Below are 23521 nucleotides of genomic sequence, written 5' to 3'. Positions count from 1 at the left end.
TGGGCTGCGGCTCAGGCCGTCAGCGTGCCCTTGGTGGACGGCGTGGCACCGCCCATGCGTTCGTCCACTTCACAGGCCATGCGCAGCGCGCGGCCAAAGGCCTTGAAAATGGTTTCGGCCTGATGGTGGCTGTTTACCCCGCGCAGATTGTCGATATGCAGGGTCACCATGCTGTGGTTGACGAAGCCATGGAAAAACTCGGAGAACAGGTCGACATCGAACTGGCCGATGCTGGCACGGGTGTATTCCACGTTGTACACCAGACCGGGACGGCCGGAGAGGTCGATCACCACGCGGCTGAGCGCTTCGTCCAGCGGCACGTAGGCATGGCCGTAACGGCGGATGCCCTTCTTGTCGCCAATGGCCTTGGCAAAGGCCTGGCCCAGCGTGATGCCAATGTCTTCCACCGTGTGGTGGGCATCAATGTGCAAATCGCCCTTGGCCACGATGTCCAGGTCGATCAGGCCGTGGCGGGCAATCTGGTCCATCATGTGGTCGAGAAAGGGCACGCCGGTATCGAAATGGCTGCGGCCAGTACCATCCAGGTTCAGGGTGACGGTGATCTGGGTTTCCAGGGTATTGCGGGTAACGGAGGCTGTTCTCATGATTTCAGGCAAAGTAGCCGGCCAGTGCAGCAAGCACGGCCGTGTTTTCATCCGGACTGCCCACGGTGAGGCGCAGACAGTTGTCGAGCAGCGGGTGGCTGCCATGCAAGTTCTTGATCAGGATGCCATTTTTCTTCAGGAAGGCAAACAGTTCTGCGGCATCCGGCACGCGGATGGTGACAAAATTGGCCTGTGAATCAAATGCAGTCAACGCGCTGTACTGACGCAAGGCCTGCAACAGGCGCTGGCGTTCGTCGCGCAGGGTCTGTGCCTGCTGCATGAACACCGCCAGATGGCGCAGCGCAAAGCGGGCGGCCGCCTGGGTCAGCACATTGATGTTGTACGGCGGGCGTACCTTGTCCAGCTCGTCTATCCATTCGGCACAGCCTGCGGCATAGCCCAGGCGCAAACCGGCCAGGCCCAGCTTGGACAGGGTGCGCATCACCAGCAGATTGGGGCGGCTACCGGCCAGATCCATCAGGCTGTCGCTGGCAAAGGCCTGGTAGGCCTCATCCACTACCACCAGTCCCGGTGCGGCATCCAGCACGGCCAGTACCTGCTCGCGGCCAAACTGCGGGCCGGTGGGATTATTGGGATAGGACAGGAACACCATCGCCGGCTGATGGGTGGCAATGGCCGCCAGCAGGGCCGGCAGATCCAGGCTGAAATCGGCATTGAGCGGCACCCCGACATACTGCAGGCCGGAGAACAGCGCATTCATGCGGTACATGACGAAAGACGGCTCCAGCGCCAGCATCACCGCGCCGGGGCGCGCCAGTGCCTGGGCGATCAGGGTGATGATTTCGTCCGAACCATTACCCAGCAGCACACTGGCGGCTGCCGGTATGTCAAACGCTGCCTTCAGTTCGTCCTTCAGCCCGCCGCCATGCGGATCGGGATAACGGTTGATGGCGACGTCGGCCAGGCATTGCCCCAGTTCGGCGCGCAGTGCAGATGGCAGCGCGTAGGGGTTTTCCATGGCGTCCAGCTTGATGAGGCCGCTGGCATCAGCCACGTGGTAGGCCTTGATTCCGGCAATTTCCGGACGGACCAGTTGCTTGGCAGTCAATGTCATGATGATGGAGCCGGATCAGTTGTCATCACAAGCGACCGGCTGTTTCAGGTGTAGCTGTTTCAGGTATGCAAGGGGCGCTGCCGGAACAACGCACAGGCTGGCTATCCTACCGTGTTCGGCTGTTTTGGGCTAGTTGCGCGCCGTGGCCAGCCCGAATGATGGCACGGGAAACCGACATTTGACGACATTTTCAGCGCACGAAAAAACAGGGCCGGTATCGAGCCGGCCCTGTCTTCAGCTGAAGGATTTTCTCAGGATTCCAGCCGCAGCTCGGCAGCACGGGCGTGAGCGGTGAGGCCTTCGCCATGCGCCAGCACGCTGGCGATCTTGCCCAGTTTCTGCGCGCCGGCGGCAGACACGCGAATCAGGCTGGAGCGTTTCTGGAAGTCGTACACGCCCAGCGGGCTGGCAAAGCGTGCGGTGCGGCTGGTGGGCAGCACGTGGTTGGGGCCTGCACAGTAGTCGCCCAGGCTTTCCGAGGTGAAACGGCCCATGAAGATGGCACCGGCATGACGCAGCAGCGGCAGGCTGGCGTCCGGGTCAGCCACCGACAGCTCCAGATGTTCCGGCGCGATGTAATTGGCAATCTCGCAGGCTTCGGCCAGGTCGCGCACCTGGATCAGCGCGCCACGGTTGCCCAGGCTGGCTTCGATGATGGCGCGGCGCGGCATGGTGGGCAGCAGCTTTGCAATGCTGGCTTCCACTTCGGCAATGTATTCCGCCGACGGGCACAGCAGGATGGCCTGGGCGATTTCGTCGTGCTCGGCCTGGCTGAACAGGTCCATGGCAATCCAGTCGGCCGGGGTGTTGCCATCGCAGATCACCAGGATTTCGGACGGACCGGCCACCATGTCGATGCCCACCACGCCGAACACGCGGCGTTTGGCAGCGGCCACATAGGCATTACCCGGCCCGGTAATCTTGTCCACCTGCGGGATGGTTTCCGTGCCATAGGCCAGCGCGGCCACGGCCTGGGCACCGCCACAGGTGAATACCTTGTCCACACCGGCGATGAAGGCAGCAGCCAGCACCAGGTCGTTGCGCTCGCCTTGCGGGGTAGGCACCACCATGATGATTTCGCCCACACCGGCCACCTTGGCCGGCATCGCGTTCATCAGTACCGAGCTGGGATACGCCGCCTTGCCACCGGGCACGTAAATGCCCACGCGGTCCAGTGCGGTGACTTGCTGGCCCAGCAGGGTGCCGTCTTCGTCCTCGTAGCTCCAGGAATGGGCCAGCTGTTTCTCGTGGTAGCGGCGTACGCGTTCGGCAGCGGCGCTCAGGGCCTGTTGCACTTCGGCGGGCAGACGCTGCCAGGCAGCTTCCAGCTGCTCACGCGACAGGGTGAGCTCGGCCATGGAAGCGGCCTGCATGCGGTCGAAGCGGTTGGTGTATTCCAGTACCGCTGCATCACCGCGTGCCTTGACATCATCACAGATGGCCGCCACGGCGCTGTCCACTGCCGGGTCCTGCGCGGTTTCAAAGGCCAGCAGTGCTTGCAGTTGCTGCTGGAAATCAGCTTGGGTCGAAGACAGTTTCAGCATGGGATTCCGTTTCTGCCTTATGCCGGCACGGCAGAGGCAAAGGCATCCAGCACCGGCTGGATGCGGTCGTATTTGAGCTTGAGCGCGGCCTGGTTCACCACCATGCGCGAGCTGATGTCGATGATGTGTTCCACCGCCACCAGATTGTTGGCGCGCAGCGTACCGCCAGTGGATACCAGATCGACGATGGCGTCGGCCAGCCCTACCAGCGGAGCCAGTTCCATCGAGCCGTACAGCTTGATGATGTCCACATGCACACCCTTGGCGGCAAAGTGTTCACGGGCGATTTTCGGATACTTGGTGGCCACTTTCAGGCGTGCGCCCTGGCGCACGGCATTCTGGTAGTCAAAGCCGTTTTCCACCGCCACCATCATCTTGCACTTGGCAATGTTCAGGTCCAGCGGCTGATACAGGCCGTCGCCGCCGTGTTCGATCAGCACGTCGCGACCGGCAATGCCCAGATCGGCTGCGCCGTACTGGACATAGGTGGGGACGTCCGACGCTCTTACAATCACCAGCCGTACATCGGCATGATTGGTGCCGATGATGAGCTTGCGCGAGGATTCCGGATCTTCCGCCGGAACAATGCCGGCAGCGGCCAGCAGGGGCAGGGTTTCTTCAAAGATGCGCCCCTTGGACAGGGCAATGGTCAGGGTCATGATGATAAACAGACAATGGAAATGAAAAATGGGATGACCATCAGCCAACCAGCGCGCGGCGTTCGCGTTCCAGATGGCCGACATAACGCTGCACCAGCGTTTCCGACGACGGAGTCATTTTCAGGAAAGCACAGCCGACACGGACTGCGTCGTTGCCGTTACGCAAACGGGTGGTCAGGTGGTGTCGCACTTCGATGCCAGCCCGCAGGCTGCCAATCGGCCTCAGTTCAAAACTGCAATCCAGATATTGCTGCCCCAGCTCGAAACCCGGCGTTTGCGCCGCCGGCAACCACAGGCTGCATCCCCCCAGGCTGATGTCGAACAGCACCAGGTCGAGTGGGCGGTTGGGGTAATCGGCAATATGGCAGCTGACCGGATTGCTCACCGGCGTCTGGATGCGGAAAAATTCGCGGCGCTGCAATTTGATGACCTGCTCCGGCAGGTCCACCTCGAAGGCCGGGCCGCTATCGAGCATCACCTTGCGGGCAGCCGTGGTGACAAACTGGGTTTTCACCCCCTCGGGCGAGCAGACAAAGACATTGCGCTCGCTGGCCAGCAGCTGATCGTTGGTGACCGGGTCCGCGCCCCAGTCCAGCAGCAGCACGCCACGCTTGGCGTCTACCTCCAGAAAGCGGGTGAGGATGAAGGTTTTGCCCTTGTTGGAAAACACCGTGACCATATGACCCGACTTGGCAATGGACGCCAGATGGTGGACCACCTCAACCGGCGTGGCCAGTGTGTACCTGGACAGATCGGGTTGGGCGTGGTCGCCATGCGGCATGCCGGCGGTATTGTCTTGGCTCACGATGGATGCTTCTTTCCGCGATTTAAAGTTGAATCATTGGCTGAATTCTAGCGTAACAGCTGACGAATATCATGGGTCAGGCTGTCTGCCGGCGTTCCGTAGGCCTCATAAACACGCAATTTGCCGCTCTTGTCGAACAGATAGGAGCCGGCGCTGTGATCCACGGTATAAGAGCCATCGGCTCCGGCCACCTTTTGCGCCACTACCTTGTAAGCCGACTTGACGGCGTCGATCTGCGCCGGCGTGCCGCTCAGGCCGACAAAGCGCGGGTCAAAATGCGGCACATAGCCCGCCAGCACCGCACCGGTATCACGCTCCGGGTCAACCGTGACAAACAGCACCTGCACCTTGTCGGCATCCGCGCCCAGCTTCTTCATCACCGTTGCGTATTCCAGCATGGTGGTGGGGCAGACATCGGGGCAATGGGTATAGCCAAAGAACAAGGCAACCACCTTGCCGGCATAGTCGGACAGCTTGCGCGGCTTGCCTTGATGATCGGTCAGACTGAAGTCGCCACCCAGCTGGGTGCCACTCATGTCGGTACCCTTGAGGTCCAGCTTCACTTCCGCCTTGGGAGCGCAGGCCGCCATGGCCAGCAACAGGCTGGCAAGCATGAAAAATCGCAACAGAAAACGCATCAGGTAACCACTAGCAGACAGATGGAATTGAGTCGGCAGGGCGGCAGGCCCGGCCATGTAACAGCCTGTCAGGATACTGGCGATGCACCGGTACAGCAAGAAACTCGCCACAGCAATGCCACCGCTGGCTGCTGCTGCATGCCAGCGCCATTCAGTGCGGATGCGGACCAATGCACTTCCCCAGCCAGGCGGATGGCCGACGGCCTGCCTGTTGCACCATGGCAGACACGTGCCGCGCGGCGCGGGCGTGCAGGCGGCACAGCAAGGTCCACCCCGTAGCCAGCAGCAACATCGCCAGCACATGATGGGCCAGCGCAATGGGCAGCGGGCGTTGCAACAGGACATTGGCCATGCCCAGCAATAGTTGCAAACCAGCCAGCAAACCGAGCAGACACAGCTGACGACGCAAGGACGGGTAAGACCACAAGCGCCATAGCGTCAGCAGCAGCAGGCCAGACAACAACGCAGCGCCCACGCGATGCAACCAGTGCACCGCCACCAGCGCAGCCAGGGGCAGCGCCGCACCGTCCGGACCCGCACCCTGCCAGCCCGGCCAGGCTGCCGACAACTGCATGGCGGGCCACCATTCACCGTTGCAGCGTGGAAACCCCTGGCAGGCCAGCGCGGCCTGATTGGCCGCCATCCAGCCGCCGAGGGCTATCTGCCCGGCCAGCACCAGCAGCAGCAAGGCCACCAGCCGCCAGTGAGACGGTGCCACCGCCTGTGACGGCCAGTAACGCGCACTGGCCGTGCTGCACAGCAAGGCAAACAGGCACATGCCCAGCAACAGATGGCTGGCGACAATCAGCGGGCGCAATTGCAGGGTCACGGTCAACATGCCCAGCATGGCCTGCAACAGCAGCAAGACCAACAGTCCGCTGGCCGCAAACAGCTGCTGACGGGTGCGCCAGGCCTGCCAGCAATACGCCAGCAGCAACAGGCCCAGCCCGCCGGCCAGATAGCGATGCGCCATTTCCTTCCAAGCCTTGTCCGTGCTCACCGGGCCGTCCGCCTGCAAGCGCATGGCATGGGCAATGTCCTGCGCCGCCTGTGCCGGCGATAGCTGGCCAAAGCAGCCGGGCCAATCCGGGCAGCCCAGCCCCGCCTGCGACAAGCGGACATAAGCACCCAGCGGCAACAGGATGCAGGCCAGCACCACCGCCAGCCAGAGCAGCTTTCGCATTGCAGTCTCCTTATTGTCCTGCCGTCGGCAAGATGCTGCCGGGCCAGGCTCACCCCAGTCCGTTATTCACCCGCAACAGCATGGTCAGCTCGCGGATGATGGCGGGCGGGCTGAGTGTGTCGGCATAAAACAGCAGTTGCCGTCCTTGCGGGTCGATCAGGTAAAAGCCGGGCTCCTGCGCGCCGGCTATGTCTCCGGGCAGAGCCAACAGACCATTACCCTGTGCCGGACTGGCCGGTGGCTGATACAACACCACCCGGCGCAAGCGCGGTGCCGCCTCGCCCAGCGCCAGATGAATCTGCCGCATGGCATGCAAACGCTGCTGGCAAGCCTGTTCACAAGCACGGGCACCCTGCTGCGTCACCAGTACCCACCTTCCCTGCGGCCAGGCGGCATGCCCGGCAATTGCCAAGGCTTGCAAGGGCAGCAAGCGGCCATAGCTTTTGCCTGCCTCAGGCTGCCACCAGTGATAACTGAACCATGCGGCCAGCGGTGGCAGCAGACATAACAGCAGCATCAGCAACAGGACGCGACGCGCTGTCATGCCCCACTCCGCCGCCAGCGCCACAGCAGGCAAAGCCCCAGCAACAGCCACTGCACGGCATAGGCGAAATGGCGCTGGGCAGATAGCGGTGGCAGTAACGGCCATGGCTGCAGGCCGGACAAGGACGGCTGGGCGATGAAGACACCGGCATGCCAGTGGCCCGGATAGCGCCGCATCAGGCCAGCCATGTCCACCGCATCGACTTCACCTGCCGTACCCAGCCGGGCAGCCGGCAAGGTCCAGCGCCCATGCCAGGGCCACCACTGGCCGGGCAACTGCGCCGGCAAGGTCAGATCCGGCAAGGGGCTGTTAACTGCACGCCAGCCAAGATCAGCCAGAATCAGGCTGCCATCGGCCAGCCTGATGGGCTGCAGCACACGCTGGCCCGGCATGCCCTCCAAGAGACTGTTGGCCAGCAGGATGGGCAGCCCGGCGGCACGGACGCCCTGCAACCGGTAGCGCGCCAGATCTGCCATCCCGGTCGACGGCAGGATGCGGGCCGGCGGCGCTGCCTGCCGCGTGGCCAGTGCCTGTTCCAGCGCCAATTTGTCCATGCCGCGCTGCCATTGCCACAGCGCCAGTACAAAAGGTAACAACACGCATAACAACAGAAACCCACGACCGCGATTTTTGCCACTAGACTGAATACATGTATTCGCTGTCCGGGCAGTACCGGGGGATTCCGCCATGAAAATCATCTTCGTGTTCTTGCTGGCTTGTATCGTGCTGGCGCTGTTCTGGGGGCTGTCCGGCCTGCTGAAGGCGGAATCGGGGTCGCAACGGCTGATCCGCTCGCTGACCTTGCGGGTCGGCCTGTCCATCGGCCTGTTCATGCTGTTGCTGCTGGGCGCGCTGTTCGGCTGGTGGCGGCCGCAGCAGGCGGGTTGAGTCCGGCTCATAGGCAATACACCAGCACAAACAGCAACAGCCACACCACATCGACAAAATGCCAGTACCAGGCCGCCGCTTCGAAGGCGAAATGGTGCTGGTGGTCAAAATGTCCACGTCGTACCCGCCGCCATACCACCAGCAAGATCAGGCTGCCCAGCAGCACATGCAGGCCATGCAGGCCGGTGAGCAGATAGAAGGTCATGCCGTAGGCCCCGGCCGACAAGGTAAGCCGCCAGGCCGTCCAGGCGTGGTGGTATTCGAAGGCCTGCAACAACAGGAACAAGCCACCCAGGCTGAAAGTACAAAGCAAACCGGCTTGTAACTGCCGACGCCTCCCTTGCAGCAGGCCCCAGTGCGCCCAGGTCAGCGTGGCACCCGATGTCAGCAGAATCAGGGTATTGAACGCGGGCAAGCCCCAGGCCTCCATCGCCCGGTAAGCTTGCGTGGCCTGCGGTGCGGTCTGCAAAGGCCAGCTGGGGGAAAAATCCGGGTACAGCCATTTGTAATCCAGGCCGCCCAGCGTGGGCAGCGCCACCAGCCGCAGCCAGAACAGCACGCCAAAACACGCGGCAAACAGCATGACTTCGGAAAAAATGAACCAGCCCATGCCCCAGCGGAACGACAGGTCCTCCTGCTGCTGGTAACAGCCTTGCTGGTTTTCGCCTATCACGTCACCAAACCAGCCGACCAGCATCCGCAACAGGCATAGCGCGCCGAGCAGCAACAGCCCGCCACCCCACGCCATGGCATTGACAGCCAGCGCAGCACCCAGCCCGAGACAAAACAATGCCAGCGCGCCCAGCGCCGGCCAGCGCGACGGGGCCGGCACGAAATACGGCCCGGCCAGCGGTTGTTCGGGATGCTCCATTGCCCTCTCCTCAAGCACCTATCCAGCGCGCCAGCGCCAGCAGCAAGCCAATCAGCATCAGTACCAGCAACAGTGCGGTGATGATCAGCTGCCACGGTCGCAACTGGCTGTCCTGCTGTACCGCCTTGCGCGGGCGGATACCGCAAAAAGCCGACAACACGGCCAGCACGCCGCGCCAGCCACTCATGGCGTACGCCCCTGCCCCGGTACATCAAACACGCTGTAGGCCAGCGTGATGCTGTCGATGGCGGCGGGCAGTTCCCGGTCGATCAGCAACACCACTGGGAAACGCCTTACCTCGCCCGGCCGGAAGGCTTGCTGGCGAAAACAGAAACATTCCAGCTTCTTCACATAAGCCGCCGCTTCGGCTGGCAGATAGCGCGGAATAGCCTGCCCCACCACGCTTTGGCCGCTGTTATTGCGCATTTCGTACTGCAACTGGACGAGCTGGCCGGTTTGCACTTGCAACCGGGATTGCAGCGGCCGCACCTGCCAGGGCAGGCCGGGCTGCACCATGGTGTCCAGCTGCAGGGTCACCGGGCGGACTGGCGGCTGGCTGGTGCTGGCTTCCGGCAAGACATCGGCAGCCACCACGCGGTTCAGGCCGCTCACCTCGCACAGCACCCGGTACAAGGGCACCAGCAACCAGGCAAAGCCGAACATCAGCAGCACCGCCAGCAGCAGCTTGCGCAGCAATACCGTATTGGCCATCCGCACCCTGTCCATGCCCGGCTCCCGCTAGCCCTGCCCGCCTTCCCGCATGCTCAGCACCACGCCGTTTTCAGCGGTTTCCAGCTGTGGCGGAGGGTTGAAGCTGTGGTAAGGCGCGGGCGTGGGTATTTGCCATTCCAGGGTGTTGGCCCCTTCCCATGGCTGTTGCGGCGCGGCTTTGCCATGGCGCAGCGAGTACAGGATATTGACCAGGAAAATCAGCTGGCCCAGGCCAAACATGAAGGCGCCAATACTGGCAATGCGGTTGAAATCGGTAAATTGCAGCGCGTAATCCGGAATGCGGCGCGGCATGCCGGCCAGACCGAGAAAGTGCATGGGAAAGAAGGTGACGTTGAACCACAGCAAGGACCACCAGAAATGCAGCTGGCCCAGACGCTCCACATACATGCGCCCGGTCATCTTGGGAAACCAGTAATACACGGCGGAAAACAGGCTGAACAGCGCCCCGGCCACCAGCACATAGTGAAAATGCGCCACCACGTAATAGCTGCCATGCAGCTGGACATCCACCGCCGCCACACTCAGCGTCACCCCGGACAGGCCGCCGATGGTGAACAACAGGATGAAGCCGATGGCAAACAGCATCGGCGTTTCAAAACTCATGCTCCCTTGCCACATGGTGGCAATCCAGTTGAACACCTTCACGCCGGTAGGCACGGCAATCAGCATGGTGGCGTACATGAAGAACAGCTGTGCCGTGGCGGGCATGCCGGTGACAAACATGTGGTGCGCCCACACCATGAAGGACAGCACGCCGATGGAGCTGGTGGCATAGACCATGGAGCTGTAACCAAACAAGGGCTTGCGCGCGAAGGTGGGAATCACCTGGCTGACAATGCCAAAGGCCGGCAAGGCCATGATGTACACCTCCGGATGACCGAAAAACCAGAACACGTGCTGGTACAGGATGGGGTCGCCCCCGCCGGCAGCATTGAAGAAGTGGCTGCCGAAGTGACGGTCGGTCAGCACCATGGTGACGGCACCGGCCAGCACCGGCATCACCGCGATGATGAGATAAGCGGTAATCAGGCTGGCCCAGGCAAACATCGGCATGTTCATCATGCGCATGCCCGGCGCACGCAGATTGATGATGGTGACCACAATGTTGATGGCCCCCATGATGGAGCTGATGCCCAGGATGTGAATGGCAAAAATGGTGAGATCCATGCCCATGCCCAGCTGTACCGACAGCGGCGCATAGAGCGTCCAGCCCGCCGCCGCCGCGCCGCCTGGCACGATGAAGGACAGCAGCAGCAGGGTCATGGCCGGGGGCAGCAGCCAGAAGCTCCAGTTGTTCATGCGGGCAAAGGCCATGTCCGGCGCGCCTATCATCAAGGGCAGCATCCAGTTGGCCAGCCCGGTGAAGGCCGGCATGATGGCGCCGAACACCATGATCAGCCCGTGCAGGGTAGTCAGCTGGTTGAACAGCTCCGGCTGGAAGAATTGCAGGCCGGGACTGAACAGCTCGGCACGGATGCACAGCGCCAGCGCACCGCCCACCAGAAACATGCAGAAGGCAAACCACAGGTACATGGAGCCGATGTCCTTGTGATTGGTGGCAAACAGCCAGCGTGCCAGCCCTTGCGGCTTGTGTGCCGATACCATGCCATGCGCCGTATTGCCTGCCAGAGCCATGACCGCCTCCTAACCGCTACTGCCGCGCAGCGCGTGGATTTCCGCAGGCTGTATCACCTGCCCGCTATGATTGCCCCAGGCATTGCGCTCGTAAGTAATGACGGCAGCGATATCGGTATCCGACAACTGCTTGCCCCAGGCCTGCATGGCCGGATTGCGCTGGCTGCCATAAAACACGATGTGCAGATGCGCGGCCTTGTCGCCATTGACTACCGGCGAGCCGTCCAGCGCCGGGAAATTACCGGGAATGCCCTTGCCGCTGGCCTGATGACAGGGCAGGCAGTTCTGGCCGTACACCGTTTCGCCCCGCTGGCGCAGCGCCGCCAGCGTCCATACCCTGGCCGGGTCATCCGCCGCAGCCGCCGCCTGTTTCAGTCTGGCATCGCGCCAGCGTGCATAGTCCTCCGGGCTGCGCGCATCCACCACGATGGGCATGAAACCGTGGTCCTTGCCGCACAGCTCGGAACACTGCCCGCGATAAATGCCGGGCTTGTCCACCATGAACCAGGCATCACGCAGAAAGCCGGGAATCGCATCCTGCTTCACCCCCAGCTGCGGCACCCACCAGGAATGGATGACATCGTTGGCAGTCAGCAGCAGCCTTACCTTGCGCCCGGTAGGCAGCACCAATGGCTCGTCCACCTCCAGCAGATAATGTTCCGGCCGTGCAGCACCGGCCGCAGTGGCGGTGCGCGGGGTGGACAAATGGCTGACAAAACCGAAATTGTCATCCAGATAGTCGTAACGCCATTTCCACTGATAGCCGGTGATGCGGATGGTCATGTCCTCGCCATGCGTGCTTTTCTGGCTGAGCACGGCACGGGTGGCCGGCCAGGCAATGGCCAGCAGGATCAGCAGTGGAATCACTGTCCAGATGATTTCCACCGTGGTGTTTTCGTGAAAGGTTCTGGCGCGGTAAGCGCGTGATTTGCGGTGTCGCACGATGGCAAACAGCATCACGCCCGACACCAGCAGGAAGATAAGCCCGGTCACCCACAGCAGCATGCTGTGCAGGTCGTATTCCAGTCTGGCCAGAGAAGTGGCGGGGGGCTGCAGATTGAAAGCCGCAGTTTCCCCTTGCACGGCGGTGCTGTGGAGGGCAAACCATATGGCGCTGATGCCGCAGAGGCGAAGGCAGGACATGCGTCCCCCTTTTCCGGCCGCAGGATGGCTGGCGGCCTGTTCAAACACTGACAACAAAATTCAACAGCTGTTTGCAATGCTAGGTCAGATGAAAATAAAAACAAGAATCTTTCATGTCGCACTGCGGCAGTGATGTAAATTCAAAATGCATGAACTTGTAATTGGGTTACGATGGCAAATAATGATGATTAGTCCGCATCATTTACTGCTAAAACCTGTCAGCCCACATCGCAGACATCCATCATGCCCAATGCCAGTCGTGATCAGTTCAGCGCCAACCCGCATTTTCTTGCCTCCCTGACCGGCTTGATGGCCCGTCAGCCGATTGTGGTGGAACACACCCTGGCAGCACAGGACGGCAGCATCCTGCTGCGCAGCGGCATGACCTTGCAGGAAAAACACGTTCAAGCCCTGCCGCAGCACCCGTTGCGCACTCCGCTGGAAGCCAGCCTGGCCTTGCCGCAGTTCGCTGCCCATCACGTGTTGCACGAGCGCTTTCGCCAGCTACTGGAACAACACTGGCTGTTACAGACACTGCTGGAAAAGCCGGCACATCGCCATGCCTGCCTTGCCGTACTGGAAGACTTGCCGCTCAATCACGCGCTGCTGGTGCTGCTGGCCATGCTGGAAGAAAAACAGCAACTGGGGCACAGCCTGCTGTGCTGCCTGATCAGCCTGGGACTAGCAATGCGTACAGGTCAATCCAGCGCCCTGCTGGAGCAAATTGCGCTGGCCGCCCTGTTTCATGACATCGGGGAGCTTTATCAGACACCTCGCCAGAGCAAAACCACCGACGACAGCCAATGGCGGGTGCGCCTGACGCATCCCTTGATCGGCTATCGCCAGATGTTGCAGCTGGGCCAGCATGCGCAGCTGGAAGCCATCGCCCTGGCCATCTTGCAGCACCACGAGCGGCTGGATGGCAGTGGCTACCCGCGCCGGGAGAAGGAAAAACAATTGGGTGTGGCCGGCCAGATCATTGCCGTGGCGGACATGGCCACCCAGATGCTGCTGCATCAAACCCATGCCCACCAGCGGCTGGATATCGCGCTACGCATCATCCCGGGGGAATTTCATCGCCCGTCGGTGTCCTTGCTCAGCCGTCTGCTACGGCAACAGCAGGCCACGCCGGTGGGGGACAAAGCAGGCAATGCCACGGCCATGCTGCATGACTTGCTCAAGCACATCGGCGAAATCACGCATTTGCTGCTGAATTTGCAGGAAGAAAAACTGGGCAGCAGCGGTGCCGCGGTACTGCAGCGCTGCCTGGGCCAGTTTGATGGCATTCAGCGTTCGCTGTTCAGCACCGGCATGCAGGGCGGCCACCCACTGGCGCAGGAAGACGACCTGCAACTGGAAATCATGCTGGTCTGCCAGGAAGTTGCCTGGCGACTTCGCAATCTGGGACGGGATGTCAGCCTGTTACAGGACAAGCTGGGGCCGGATGACAGCATGCTGTTCCAGGATTTGAGCAGCACGCTGCTGACCAGCCCGGTCAGCCATTGACCGGCGCACCTTCATAGGGAAGTTCCAGCAGCAGCGGTACGTTGATGGCTGCCTTGAGGGTAGCCAGATTGTCGGCATAGGCCAGCTGTTGCGGCACTACCCGGTTGGCCACCCAGCCGGCCAGCGTCAGGCCGGAAGCCTCAATCGCCCTTACCGTGAGCAAGGCATGGTTGATGCAGCCCAGCCGCATGCCCACCACCAGAATCACCGGCAGTTGCAGCGCCCGTGCCATGTCTTCCATGTACACCCCATCGGCCAATGGGGCTAGCCAGCCACCGGCGGCTTCCACCAGCACGGTATCCGCCTGCCCCGCCAGTTGCCGGTAGTGGCTGACAATACGCTCCAGTGAAATTTCCACCCCAGCTTCGCGCGCGGCGATATGCGGTGATACCGGCGGCAAAAAGCGGTAGGGGTTCATCAGGTCCAGATCCTGCTGTCCGGTTGCCGCCACCAGCCGGGTCACGTCGTCATTCTGCCAGCTGCCGTCGGGCAGAATCTCGCAACCGGAAGCCACCGGCTTCATCGCCACCACCCGCTGGCCCTGCGCCTGCCAATGACGGATCAGCGCGACGGCGGAATGGGTTTTGCCGATTTCGGTATCGGTGCCGGTAATGAAAAATCCCTGGGACATGATGTGGGTGCCTTGCATGAATGAAGCAGGCGCGATGATAACGCGGGACAGCCGGGAGAGTAAGACGGGTGTCAGCCCGCCAGCGCGACAACGCCGACCTCCTGGGTCGGCTGTCTGCCGCACTGGCCTTGTGAGCCGGGGCTGAATGGGAAGCGGCCTTGTGAGCCTGTGGTTTCAATCAAAGGGTGAACTGAAACCTGTTGCCGGATGGCTGCCACCGGGCGGGTCCGGCCTGACGGGAACGGGATGGGGAAAATCCGTCAGACCAGTCCCGGGCTGTGGCAGTTAGCCCGGCTGAAAACAAAATCGGATTCTTAAACGTCGCCTTGTGCCTTCACACGCTCCTGACGGTTGCTCAGCTTGTTCAGTGCGGACAGATAAGCCTTGGCACTGGCCACAATCACGTCGGTATCAGCACCCTGGCCATTCACCACACGGCCGTCCTTGGCCAGACGCACGGTGACTTCGCCCTGCGATTCGGTGCCCTTGGTGATGGCGTTTACCGAGTACAGTTCCAGTTCGGCAGCGCTGTTGACCGTGCTTTCGATGGCCTTGAAGGCGGCATCCACCGGGCCGGAGCCGCTGGATTCGCAACGTTTTTCCACGCCGTGTTCGACAAACACGATGGCAGCTTGCGGGGCTTCACCGGTTTCGGTGTTGATCTTCAGCGACACGAACTTGTAGTCCTCCTGCAGGGTGGACACCATTTCGTCGGACACCAGCGCGTGCAGGTCTTCGTCGAAAATTTCGCGCTTGCGGTCGGCCAGGTCCTTGAAGCGGGCGAAAGCGGCGTTCAGTGCCTCTTCGCTGTCCAGCACGATGCCAAGATCGGTCAGCTTGGTCTTGAAGGCATTGCGCCCGGACAATTTGCCCAGCGTCAGGCGATTGGCACTCCAGCCCACGCTTTCGGCGGACATGATTTCGTAGGTTTCGCGATGCTTGAGCACGCCATCCTGATGGATGCCGGATTCATGGGCAAAGGCGTTGGCACCGACAATGGCCTTGTTCGGTTGCACCGGATAGCCGGTAACGGTGGACACCAGCTTGGACGCCGGCACGATCTGGGTGGCATCGACACGGGTTTCCACGGCAAAGATATCCTTGCGGGTACGCACGGCCATGACGATTTCTTCCAGCGCGGCATTACCGGCACGTTCGCCCAGACCGTTGATGGTGCATTCCACCTGACGGGCACCGCCCAGAACTGCCGCCAGGCTGTTGGCCACCGCCATGCCCAGGTCGTTGTGGCAATGGGCGGACCAGATCACCTTGTCGCCACCCGGCGTCTTGCTGATCAGCTCGCGGAAGAAGGCCTCGGTGGCACGCGGCACGGCGTAGCCCACGGTATCCGGCACGTTCAGCGTGGTGGCACCGGCCTTGATCACTTCGCCAAAGATGCGGGCGAGGAAGTCGATGTCCGAACGCAAGGCGTCTTCGGCGGAAAATTCGACATCGTCGGTATATTCACGCGCAATCTGTACTGCCTTTACCGCTGCAGCCACCACTTCATCCGGGCTCATGCGCAGCTTCTTTTCCATGTGGATGGGGCTGGTGGCAATGAAAGTGTGGATGCGACCACGCGCAGCAGGCTTGATGGCTTCACCGGCGGCACGCACATCGCGCTCGTTGGCGCGGGCCAGGCTACAGACGGTGGAATCCTTGATCACCTCGGCAATGGCGCGGATGGCGTCGGCATCACCCGGGCTGGCAGCGGCAAAACCGGCCTCGATCACATCCACACCCAGACGTTCCAGCTGACGGGCGATACGGATCTTTTCTTCCTTGGTCATGGAAGCGCCCGGCGACTGCTCGCCATCACGCAAGGTGGTATCAAAAATGTAAAGACGGTCGCCCATGTCGAATGCTCTCCCTTGTCCCTGTGCTGCTGTCCCGGCGGCGTTCAGGTAATCGTTGAAATCGAATCTCTTGCCCTGGCTGGCGGCTAGTTGTGCCAGTTTGTTCAACTGTGACAGCGGCAGGCTGCCACGTTCTCTCCATTTGTAGATTGCTGCACGGCTGACCGGCTCATCGGGAAACAGCTGACTCAGGCCTTCAGCCACCGCACCGGGGCCACCCAGGTCTTCGATCAGTCGTTCAATGTCCAATTGCATGTTGTGCTCCTGCAGCAAAGTTTTAACCAATGTATCGATTGGACAATATTTCGTCAAACACGCAGTGCAACATGGGCTGGAAAATCAAAATTCCTGTGTCAAATATGCAAATATTAGACATTAAGTCCAATAACTCATAAAAAATAGCTGTCGCAGACACCAAAAGCCGTCAGTGTCCAGATTGATCCATCAGAACAATTCAGACAAAAATTGGACAATTCTGTCCAATACCTACATCACACCGGGCAATAAAAAACCCCGTTGCGCCAAGCGCCAACGGGGTGATCTGTACAGCCAACAGCAGCTTCAAAGCATCACGGGCTTCGGCTTGCACCAGCGCCAGGCCGCCATCACATAGCCGGACAGCGCATAGCAGACAAAGAAGCCGAACAGCACCAGCGGCGGCTCGGACATCAGCAGCAGCAAAGCCACCACCAGCGCCAGCAGCATCACAAACGGTACGCGACGGCGCAGGTGGATTTCCTTGAAACTCCAGAACTTCACATTGGTCACCATGGTAATGCCGGAAAAGGCGGTAAAACCCAGCAGAATCCACTTCAAACCCGGCAGGCCAGTGTAGTCATAGGCATGGCAGATCCACACCAGGCCAGCCACCAGCGCCGCTGCAGCCGGGCTGGGCAGGCCGGTAAACCAGCGTTTGTCAGTGCTGCCTATCATGGTGTTGAAACGGGCCAGTCGCAGCGCAGCGCCGGCGCAATGGATGAAAGCCACCATCCAGCCCAGCTTGCCCATGTCCTTGAGCAGCCATTCATAGGCCACCAGTGCCGGTGCCACACCAAAGCTCACCATGTCCGACAGGCTGTCGAACTCGGCACCAAAGGCACTCTGACTGTGCGTCAGACGGGCAACGCGGCCGTCCATCCCGTCCAGGATCATGGCGACAAAAATGGCGACAGCGGCAATCTGGAAGTTCTGGTTCATCGCCTGCACGATGGCGTAGAAACCGGCAAACAGTGCGGCCAGGGTAAAGGAGTTGGGCAACAGGTAAATACCCTGACGGCGCAGGGATGGCTTGCCCGGAACGGGGTCATGCATCATGAAGTTATCCGTAAGCGAAACAGTCGATACGGCGCTGAACCGGCAGGAATACAAGCCGATGGTCAATGCGTCGACGATCTGGATAAATCGGGCGCCGTGGCGCAGAACCGTCTAGTTTAATCCAAGCCGCTGCCAGCAGCAAAACCGGGCCAGAACCCATACCCGGCAGGGCCGTGACAATGAAAAAAGCCGGGTTGCCCCGGCTTTGCACACTGACCGACCTCGAAATCAGTTCTTGGACTGGTCGACCAGTTTGTTCTTGGAGATCCAGGGCATCATGGCGCGCAGTTCGGCACCAACCTTCTCGATCGGGTGATCGGCGGTCAGGCGACGACGGGCAGTCATGCTCGGATAGTTGGTCTTGCCTTCCAGGATGAACATCTTGGCGTATTCGCCGGACTGGATGCGATACAGGGCTTTCTTCATCGCTTCCTTGGTGGCGGAGGTCACCACTTCCGGGCCGGTCACGTACTCGCCATACTCCGCGTTATTGGAGATGGAGTAGTTCATGTTGGCGATGCCGCCTTCGTACATCAGGTCGACGATCAGCTTCAGTTCGTGCAGGCATTCGAAGTAAGCCATTTCCGGAGCGTAACCGGCTTCGGTCAGGGTTTCGAAACCGGCTTTCACCAGTTCAACCGCGCCGCCACACAGCACAGCCTGTTCACCGAACAGGTCGGTTTCGGTTTCTTCGCGGAAGTTGGTTTCGATCACGCCACCCTTGGTGCCGCCGTTGGCAGCAGCATAGGACAGGGCCACGTCACGGGCCTTGCCGGACTTGTCCTGGTAAACGGCGATCAGGGTCGGCACGCCGCCACCCTTCACGTACTCGGAACGCACGGTGTGGCCCGGGCCTTTCGGGGCTACCATGATCACGTCCAGGTCTTCACGCGGAACGATCTGGTTGTAATGCACGTTGAAGCCGTGGGCGAATGCCAGGGCAGCGCCCTTCTTGATGTTCGGGGCGATTTCGTTGCGGTATACGTCCGGCTGCGATTCGTCCGGCAGCAGAATCATCACGACATCAGCCTTCTTCACTGCTTCGGCCACTTCCTTGACCTTGTGACCAGCGGCTTCGGCCTTTTTCCAGGACGCACCGTCCTTGCGCAGACCAACAATCACATCAACGCCAGACTCTTTCAGGTTCTGGGCGTGGGCATGGCCTTGCGAGCCGTAACCGATGATGGCTACTTTTTTACCCTTGATGATGGAAAGATCCGCGTCCTTGTCGTAATACACTTTCATTTGCTTCGTCCCTTGTTATCCGGGCGGCCACCTGCTGTGGCCCGCCGCCAGATGTATAGATATATCAGATTTTCAGAACCCGTTCACCACGGCCAATGCCGGATGCGCCAGTACGGACCGTTTCCAGGATCACTGCGCGGTCAATGGCCTCGATAAAGGCCCCCAGCTTGTCGCTCGTACCAGTCAGCTCGATGGTGTATGTCTTTTCCGTAACATCGATGATGCGACCGCGGAAAATATCCGCCATGCGCTTCATTTCTTCCCGGTCCTTGCCGGTAGCGCGCACCTTGATCAGCATCATCTCGCGTTCGATGTGCTCGGATTCATTGAGGTCTATCACCTTGACCACCTCGATCAGCTTGTTGAGCTGCTTGGTGATCTGCTCGATGACTTCGTCAGAACCATGCGTGACGATCGTCATCCGTGACAGTGTCGCGTCCTCGGTTGTCGACACCGTCAGAGAGTCAATGTTGTAAGCCCGGGCCGAAAACAGGCCCACCACGCGGGACAATGCGCCCGCTTCGTTTTCCAGCAAGATCGAAAGAATATGTCTCATACCGTCCGCCTCAGCACATATTGCCGTAGTCACGGTTGTTCTCGAAAGGAAGCTGCTGGACATCGCGCATGTGCGGCGGCAAGTCCATCTGGTCCAGGCCCTTGCCGTTCTGGATCATCGGGAACACGTTCTCGGACTGATCAGTACGGAAGTCGAGGAATACCAGGCGCTCCTTCAACGCAGGGCCAAACGCCTCGCGCAACACCGGTTCTACATCGGACGGGTTTTCAATCTTGAAGCCAACGTGGCCATAGGCCTCGGCTACCTTCACGAAGTCCGGCAACGCGTCCATGTAGGACTCGGAGTACCGGGTTCCGTAGAAGAATTCCTGCCACTGGCGCACCATGCCCAGGTAGCGGTTGTTCAGCGCCACCACCTTGACCGGGGTATGGTATTGCTTGCAGGTGGACAGCTCCTGGATGTTCATCTGGATGGAGCCTTCGCCGGTGATACAGGCGACGGTTGCATCCGGATTGGCCAGTTGCGCGCCCATGGCTGCCGGCAAACCGAAGCCCATGGTACCCAAGCCGCCGGAATTGAGCCACTGCTTTGGATTGTCGAACTTGTAATACTGCGCTGCCCACATCTGATGTTGTCCCACATCAGAGGCGATGATGGCCTTGCCGCCGGTGATCTCGTACAGCTTTTCGACCACGTATTGCGGCTTGATCAGCTCGGTGGACGGGGTGTACAGCAGACAGTTGTGGCCACGCCATTCTTCGATCTGCTTCCACCAGCCAGCCAGATGGCCTGCATCCGGTTTCTGGCCGGACTGACGCAGGATGTCCAGCATTTCACGCAGCACGTGCTTGACGTCGCCCACGATGGGTACGTCCACCTTCACGCGCTTGGAAATGGAAGACGGGTCCACATCGATGTGGATGATCTTCTTCGGCTGCGACAGGAAGTGCGAGGGCACACTGATCACGCGGTCGTCAAAGCGCGCACCGATGGCAATCAGCACGTCACAGTACTGCATCGCCATATTGGCTTCGTAAGTACCGTGCATGCCCAGCATGCCGAGGAATTGCGGATCGGAACCCGGATAGGCACCCAGGCCCATCAGGGTGTTGGTACACGGCAGGCCCAGCGATTTCACCAGCTCGGTGACTTCGGCCGCGGCATTGCCCTGTACGGCACCGCCACCGACATAAATGTACGGACGCTTGGCTTCCAGCAGAAGGTTGATGGCCTTCTTGATCTGTCCCGGATGGCCGCGGGTGGCAGGCACATAGGAACGGATGTGCACGTTTTCCGGGTAGTGGAATTCGGCACTTTGCTGGGTGACATCCTTGGGAATATCCACTACCACGGGGCCGGGACGGCCACTCTTGGCAATGTAAAAGGCTTTCTTGATGGTGGCTGCCAGGTCGTTGATGTCCTTGACCAGGAAGTTGTGCTTCACGCACGGACGGGTAATGCCCACCATGTCCACTTCCTGGAAGGCGTCCAGACCAATGGCCGGAGTGGCCACCTGACCGGAAATCACCACCATCGGAATGGAGTCCATATAGGCCGTGGCAATGCCGGTAACGGCATTGGTGGCACCCGGACCGGAGGTCACCAGTGCAACGCCCACCTTGTCGCTGGAACGCGAGTACGCATCAGCCGCGTGCACGGCAGCCTGCTCATGACGTACCAGAACGTGCTTGAATTTGTCCTGCCGGAAGATGGCATCATAAATTTCCAGAACTGCGCCGCCGGGGTAGCCGAACAGAAATTCGACCCCTTCTTCCTGCAGGCAACGGACCAGGATTTCCGCGCCCGATATCTGCATCTTGTGCCTCTTTGTCTTGTCTTGCAGTCAATCTTGGCAATTGACTTGTGTTTCATCCCGTTGTGATGAAAGACCTTAGCGTATCCCTCAAATAATGGTCAAGGCTTTTGTGCAGGTGCAAAAACGCGCTAAGCCACGGTAAAAACAGGGAAATCCCCGGGGTGGTCTTGCCTGCCCGGCTCTGCTACTATCTTCGGCTGGCATCAACCTGAATCCCCTTCTCACATGGCAAGCCGCAAGGAAATGGCCGACTTTCTGCTGTCGGTGGAACGCCGCGCCTTCAAGCAAGCCTTTTACGCCGTTCGCAACGACGAAAATGCGCTGGATATCGTGCAGGACGCCATGATGAAACTGGCAGACCGCTACGCCCACGCACCGGCGGCCGAATTGCCGCTGATCTTCCAGCGCATCCTGCAAAACACCATTCGCGACCATTTCCGCCGGGCCAAGGTCAGGAATTTCTTTGGCACCTTGCTGTCGTCCCTGCTGCCGGTGCGTGAGGAAGACGAAACCGCCGACCCGCTGGAAACGCTCAACATCGCCGCGGATGAGGCCAGCAGCAATCCGGAAAAATGGTATGCCCGCAAGGAAGTGGCCCAGCTGATTGACGGCGCGGTGCAACTGCTGCCCACCCGTCAACGCGAGGCCTTTCTGCTGCGTTACTGGGAAGGACTGGATGTTGCCGAGACGGCCAGGGTAATGGGCTGTTCGGAAGGCAGCGTCAAAACCCATTGTTCGCGCGCCACGCATACCCTGGCCGCCATCCTGCAGCAAAAAGGAGTGGTGTTATGAAACCTTCGAACCACCCACTTGGCGGGGAAGAAAAGCTGACCCGCTCCGTCAACCGCATCCTGAATCATCCCGCGCAGGACGTGGACCCCAAGATCAGACAGGGCCTGCAACAGGCGCGTGAACAGGCAATGGCGCGCTTTGACCAGCGCATTGCCCAGCCACCATCGCTGGGAGAACAACTTGGCTTGTGGGTGCTGCGCCATACCCAGGCACTTCGCCGCAGTGCGCTGGCCCTGGGCTTTGCCATGGTAGCCAGCACCGGCGTATGGCTGGCTGAAGGCTTGCTGATGGAAGAAGAAGCCGTTGATGCCGCCATCCTGTCGCACGAACTGCCGCTGGAAGCGTTCATGGACCCGCACTTCACAGGCAATCTCCATGACTAAGCCACGCCATGTCCTGCCAATTGTCTTGCTGGGCAGCCTGCTGGCCATGCCGGTGAGCGCCAGTCCGCTGAATAACCCGCGCTGGGACCAGCTGGATAGCGAACAACAAACCGTGATGGCACCGCTGGCCAGCGAATGGGACCGTTACGCACCGGAAAAAAAGAAAAACCTGCTGGCCATCGTGCCGGAGTACCGCAGTCTGGATGCTGCCGGTAAACTGCGGCTGCAAAGCAAGCTGAAGATCTGGTCGGACCTGACGCTGGAACAACGCCAGCAAATCCGCAACAACTGGAAAACCCTGCAAGGCCTGTCACTGGCCGAGCGGGAAAAAGCCATCCAACGGCTGAAACAGGCCGCATCCAGACCACAAGCTTCCGGTTAACCCCCTACTCGCTTCCATTTCATGCCTTCATTGTTTCCCGATGCCAGTTTTGGCCGCCGACTGTGCAGCCAGTTTTACGAGCTGCTGCTGATTGCCGCCCTGTTGCTTACCGTTTCTGCCGTGATGACCGGCCTGCAGGCTTGGCTGGGCCGCTCGCTGCTGCTGGACCTGCTGACCCAGCTGGCTCTGGCCGGCAGTCTGTTTGGTTATTTCGGCAGCAGCTGGGTCAAGTCCGGCCAGACCGTTGCCATGAAGGCGTGGCGCCTCAAGCTGGTACGCCAGGACGACAATCAACTGATTGACTGGCGTCAGGCCGGTTTCCGTTATGTCATCGCCCTGTTGCTGTTTGTCGGCATGCCGGCCATCTCCTACCTGGCTTGGTCGCGCAATCTGGGCCATGGCCGCGAGGCCCTGCTGATTTCACTGGCCTGGTGTGCCCTGCCCTACCTGGCAGCCTTTTACGACAAGGAACGCCTGTTCCTGCACGACAGGCTGGCCCGCACCCGCCAGATCACCTTGCCCAAGGCGCCGCACCCGGGCAAAGGCAAGCAAGCGGCCTGAGTCACCGGCCTGTGGCAAGTTTGCCCACAGGCTGTTGATGGACACCCGATCAGGCTGAACGGGCGAATGGCCCGCCTGGCCTGACATGACAGCCGGGCAGCCCCTGCAGCAGGCCATTCAATCGCCCGCAAATATCTTCAAGAAAAGATACTTCACCGACAACTCATGATACGCTTTGCGCCCGGAACGGAAAGCC

At 60.5% G+C, this 23521-nt stretch carries 26 protein-coding genes; 6 read left to right on the top strand and 20 right to left on the bottom strand.

What is annotated here, in order from left to right:
- Nucleotides 1–11 precede the first annotated feature (11 nt).
- The 9 genes from hisB to DKK66_RS08815 all read right to left on the bottom strand — a co-directional run bounded on the left by hisB (nucleotide 12) and on the right by DKK66_RS08815 (nucleotide 7652).
- Nucleotides 12–605, bottom strand: a complete 594-nt coding sequence (gene hisB / locus DKK66_RS08855) for an imidazoleglycerol-phosphate dehydratase HisB (protein ID WP_045845854.1) — start codon at nucleotides 603–605, stop codon at nucleotides 12–14.
- Nucleotides 606–609: 4 nt separating this feature from the next.
- On the bottom strand, nucleotides 610–1680 hold the full coding sequence (gene hisC / locus DKK66_RS08850) for a histidinol-phosphate transaminase (RefSeq protein WP_131357233.1): 1071 nt from the start codon (nucleotides 1678–1680) through the stop codon (nucleotides 610–612).
- Between the two features lie 251 nt (nucleotides 1681–1931).
- Nucleotides 1932–3224, bottom strand: a complete 1293-nt coding sequence (gene hisD / locus DKK66_RS08845; RefSeq protein WP_131357230.1) for a histidinol dehydrogenase — start codon at nucleotides 3222–3224, stop codon at nucleotides 1932–1934.
- 17 nt (nucleotides 3225–3241) lie between these two features.
- Nucleotides 3242–3883, bottom strand: a complete 642-nt coding sequence (gene hisG / locus DKK66_RS08840; RefSeq protein WP_045845855.1) for an ATP phosphoribosyltransferase — start codon at nucleotides 3881–3883, stop codon at nucleotides 3242–3244.
- A 40-nt stretch (nucleotides 3884–3923) separates the two neighbouring features.
- On the bottom strand, nucleotides 3924–4688 hold the full coding sequence (locus DKK66_RS08835; RefSeq protein ID WP_231588817.1) for a flagellar brake protein: 765 nt from the start codon (nucleotides 4686–4688) through the stop codon (nucleotides 3924–3926).
- A 47-nt stretch (nucleotides 4689–4735) separates the two neighbouring features.
- Nucleotides 4736–5326, bottom strand: a complete 591-nt coding sequence (locus DKK66_RS08830; RefSeq protein ID WP_242673596.1) for an SCO family protein — start codon at nucleotides 5324–5326, stop codon at nucleotides 4736–4738.
- Between the two features lie 151 nt (nucleotides 5327–5477).
- Nucleotides 5478–6509: a heme A synthase gene (locus tag DKK66_RS08825; RefSeq protein ID WP_242673595.1), complete on the bottom strand. Its 1032-nt coding sequence runs from the start codon at nucleotides 6507–6509 to the stop codon at nucleotides 5478–5480.
- A gap of 49 nt (nucleotides 6510–6558) precedes the next feature.
- Entirely contained in the window at nucleotides 6559–7053 is a 495-nt protein-coding gene (locus DKK66_RS08820) for a hypothetical protein (RefSeq protein ID WP_131357227.1), read from the bottom strand.
- Nucleotides 7050–7652 (bottom strand): SURF1 family cytochrome oxidase biogenesis protein, encoded by a 603-nt coding sequence (locus DKK66_RS08815; protein ID WP_242673594.1) that lies wholly within the window; start codon nucleotides 7650–7652, stop codon nucleotides 7050–7052. The genes DKK66_RS08820 and DKK66_RS08815 overlap by 4 nt, the downstream gene beginning before the upstream one ends.
- Before the next feature lie 88 nt (nucleotides 7653–7740).
- Here DKK66_RS08815 and DKK66_RS08810 point away from each other — a divergent pair, with 88 nt between their 5' ends.
- Nucleotides 7741–7941 carry a DUF2909 domain-containing protein gene (locus DKK66_RS08810; RefSeq protein WP_131357221.1) on the top strand — a complete coding sequence of 67 codons (201 nt, stop codon included), beginning with the start codon at nucleotides 7741–7743 and terminating at the stop codon, nucleotides 7939–7941.
- A 7-nt stretch (nucleotides 7942–7948) separates the two neighbouring features.
- Here DKK66_RS08810 and DKK66_RS08805 read toward each other — a convergent pair whose 3' ends face one another.
- From DKK66_RS08805 to coxB, 5 genes are read right to left on the bottom strand one after another with little or no spacing between them, the layout of a single operon-like run.
- Complete coding sequence (locus tag DKK66_RS08805; RefSeq protein WP_131357218.1) at nucleotides 7949–8812, bottom strand: cytochrome c oxidase subunit 3; 864 nt, start codon at nucleotides 8810–8812, stop codon at nucleotides 7949–7951.
- Between the two features lie 10 nt (nucleotides 8813–8822).
- On the bottom strand, nucleotides 8823–8999 hold the full coding sequence (locus DKK66_RS08800; protein WP_082086336.1) for a DUF2970 domain-containing protein: 177 nt from the start codon (nucleotides 8997–8999) through the stop codon (nucleotides 8823–8825).
- Nucleotides 8996–9538 (bottom strand): cytochrome c oxidase assembly protein, encoded by a 543-nt coding sequence (locus DKK66_RS08795; RefSeq protein ID WP_131357216.1) that lies wholly within the window; start codon nucleotides 9536–9538, stop codon nucleotides 8996–8998. The genes DKK66_RS08800 and DKK66_RS08795 overlap by 4 nt, the downstream gene beginning before the upstream one ends.
- A gap of 12 nt (nucleotides 9539–9550) precedes the next feature.
- Complete coding sequence (ctaD, locus tag DKK66_RS08790; RefSeq protein WP_131357213.1) at nucleotides 9551–11179, bottom strand: cytochrome c oxidase subunit I; 1629 nt, start codon at nucleotides 11177–11179, stop codon at nucleotides 9551–9553.
- Between the two features lie 9 nt (nucleotides 11180–11188).
- Nucleotides 11189–12322: a cytochrome c oxidase subunit II gene (coxB, locus tag DKK66_RS08785; protein WP_131357210.1), complete on the bottom strand. Its 1134-nt coding sequence runs from the start codon at nucleotides 12320–12322 to the stop codon at nucleotides 11189–11191.
- Nucleotides 12323–12565: 243 nt separating this feature from the next.
- Between coxB and DKK66_RS08780 the strand changes: the two genes are divergently transcribed.
- Entirely contained in the window at nucleotides 12566–13828 is a 1263-nt protein-coding gene (locus tag DKK66_RS08780) for an HD-GYP domain-containing protein (protein ID WP_131357207.1), read from the top strand.
- On the opposite strand, the gene bioD is transcribed toward DKK66_RS08780, so the two are convergent.
- The 6 genes from bioD to ilvB form a co-directional block, all read right to left on the bottom strand.
- Nucleotides 13818–14459, bottom strand: coding sequence for a dethiobiotin synthase (bioD, locus tag DKK66_RS08775; protein WP_131357204.1), 642 nt, complete (start codon nucleotides 14457–14459; stop codon nucleotides 13818–13820). The genes DKK66_RS08780 and bioD overlap by 11 nt on opposite strands.
- A gap of 314 nt (nucleotides 14460–14773) precedes the next feature.
- Nucleotides 14774–16570, bottom strand: coding sequence for a 2-isopropylmalate synthase (locus tag DKK66_RS08770; protein WP_131357201.1), 1797 nt, complete (start codon nucleotides 16568–16570; stop codon nucleotides 14774–14776).
- A gap of 306 nt (nucleotides 16571–16876) precedes the next feature.
- On the bottom strand, nucleotides 16877–17626 hold the full coding sequence (gene pssA, locus DKK66_RS08765; protein WP_370302999.1) for a CDP-diacylglycerol--serine O-phosphatidyltransferase: 750 nt from the start codon (nucleotides 17624–17626) through the stop codon (nucleotides 16877–16879).
- A gap of 231 nt (nucleotides 17627–17857) precedes the next feature.
- Nucleotides 17858–18874 (bottom strand): ketol-acid reductoisomerase, encoded by a 1017-nt coding sequence (gene ilvC, locus DKK66_RS08760; RefSeq protein WP_045845777.1) that lies wholly within the window; start codon nucleotides 18872–18874, stop codon nucleotides 17858–17860.
- Between the two features lie 64 nt (nucleotides 18875–18938).
- On the bottom strand, nucleotides 18939–19430 hold the full coding sequence (ilvN, locus tag DKK66_RS08755; protein ID WP_045845778.1) for an acetolactate synthase small subunit: 492 nt from the start codon (nucleotides 19428–19430) through the stop codon (nucleotides 18939–18941).
- A 10-nt stretch (nucleotides 19431–19440) separates the two neighbouring features.
- Complete coding sequence (ilvB, locus tag DKK66_RS08750; RefSeq protein ID WP_045845779.1) at nucleotides 19441–21207, bottom strand: biosynthetic-type acetolactate synthase large subunit; 1767 nt, start codon at nucleotides 21205–21207, stop codon at nucleotides 19441–19443.
- 225 nt (nucleotides 21208–21432) lie between these two features.
- Between ilvB and DKK66_RS08745 the strand changes: the two genes are divergently transcribed.
- The 4 genes from DKK66_RS08745 to DKK66_RS08730 are packed head-to-tail and all read left to right on the top strand — an operon-like array spanning nucleotide 21433 to nucleotide 23325.
- On the top strand, nucleotides 21433–21999 hold the full coding sequence (locus DKK66_RS08745) for an RNA polymerase sigma factor (protein ID WP_062790077.1): 567 nt from the start codon (nucleotides 21433–21435) through the stop codon (nucleotides 21997–21999).
- The gene (locus DKK66_RS08740; protein WP_131357196.1) at nucleotides 21996–22382 is read left to right on the top strand and encodes a DUF3619 family protein; all 387 of its coding nucleotides are present in this window, start codon (nucleotides 21996–21998) and stop codon (nucleotides 22380–22382) included. Before DKK66_RS08745 ends, DKK66_RS08740 begins: the two co-directional genes overlap by 4 nt.
- Entirely contained in the window at nucleotides 22375–22764 is a 390-nt protein-coding gene (locus DKK66_RS08735) for a DUF3106 domain-containing protein (protein WP_165494136.1), read from the top strand. Before DKK66_RS08740 ends, DKK66_RS08735 begins: the two co-directional genes overlap by 8 nt.
- Before the next feature lie 21 nt (nucleotides 22765–22785).
- Nucleotides 22786–23325 carry an RDD family protein gene (locus tag DKK66_RS08730; RefSeq protein ID WP_062790068.1) on the top strand — a complete coding sequence of 180 codons (540 nt, stop codon included), beginning with the start codon at nucleotides 22786–22788 and terminating at the stop codon, nucleotides 23323–23325.
- The last annotated feature ends 196 nt before the right edge of the window (nucleotides 23326–23521 follow it).

Source organism: Aquitalea sp. USM4, from assembly GCF_004328945.1.
GTDB lineage: Bacteria > Pseudomonadota > Gammaproteobacteria > Burkholderiales > Chromobacteriaceae > Aquitalea > Aquitalea pelogenes.
Note: the sequence above shows the minus strand (reverse complement) of the source record. Positions and strands in the feature narration are given on the sequence as shown.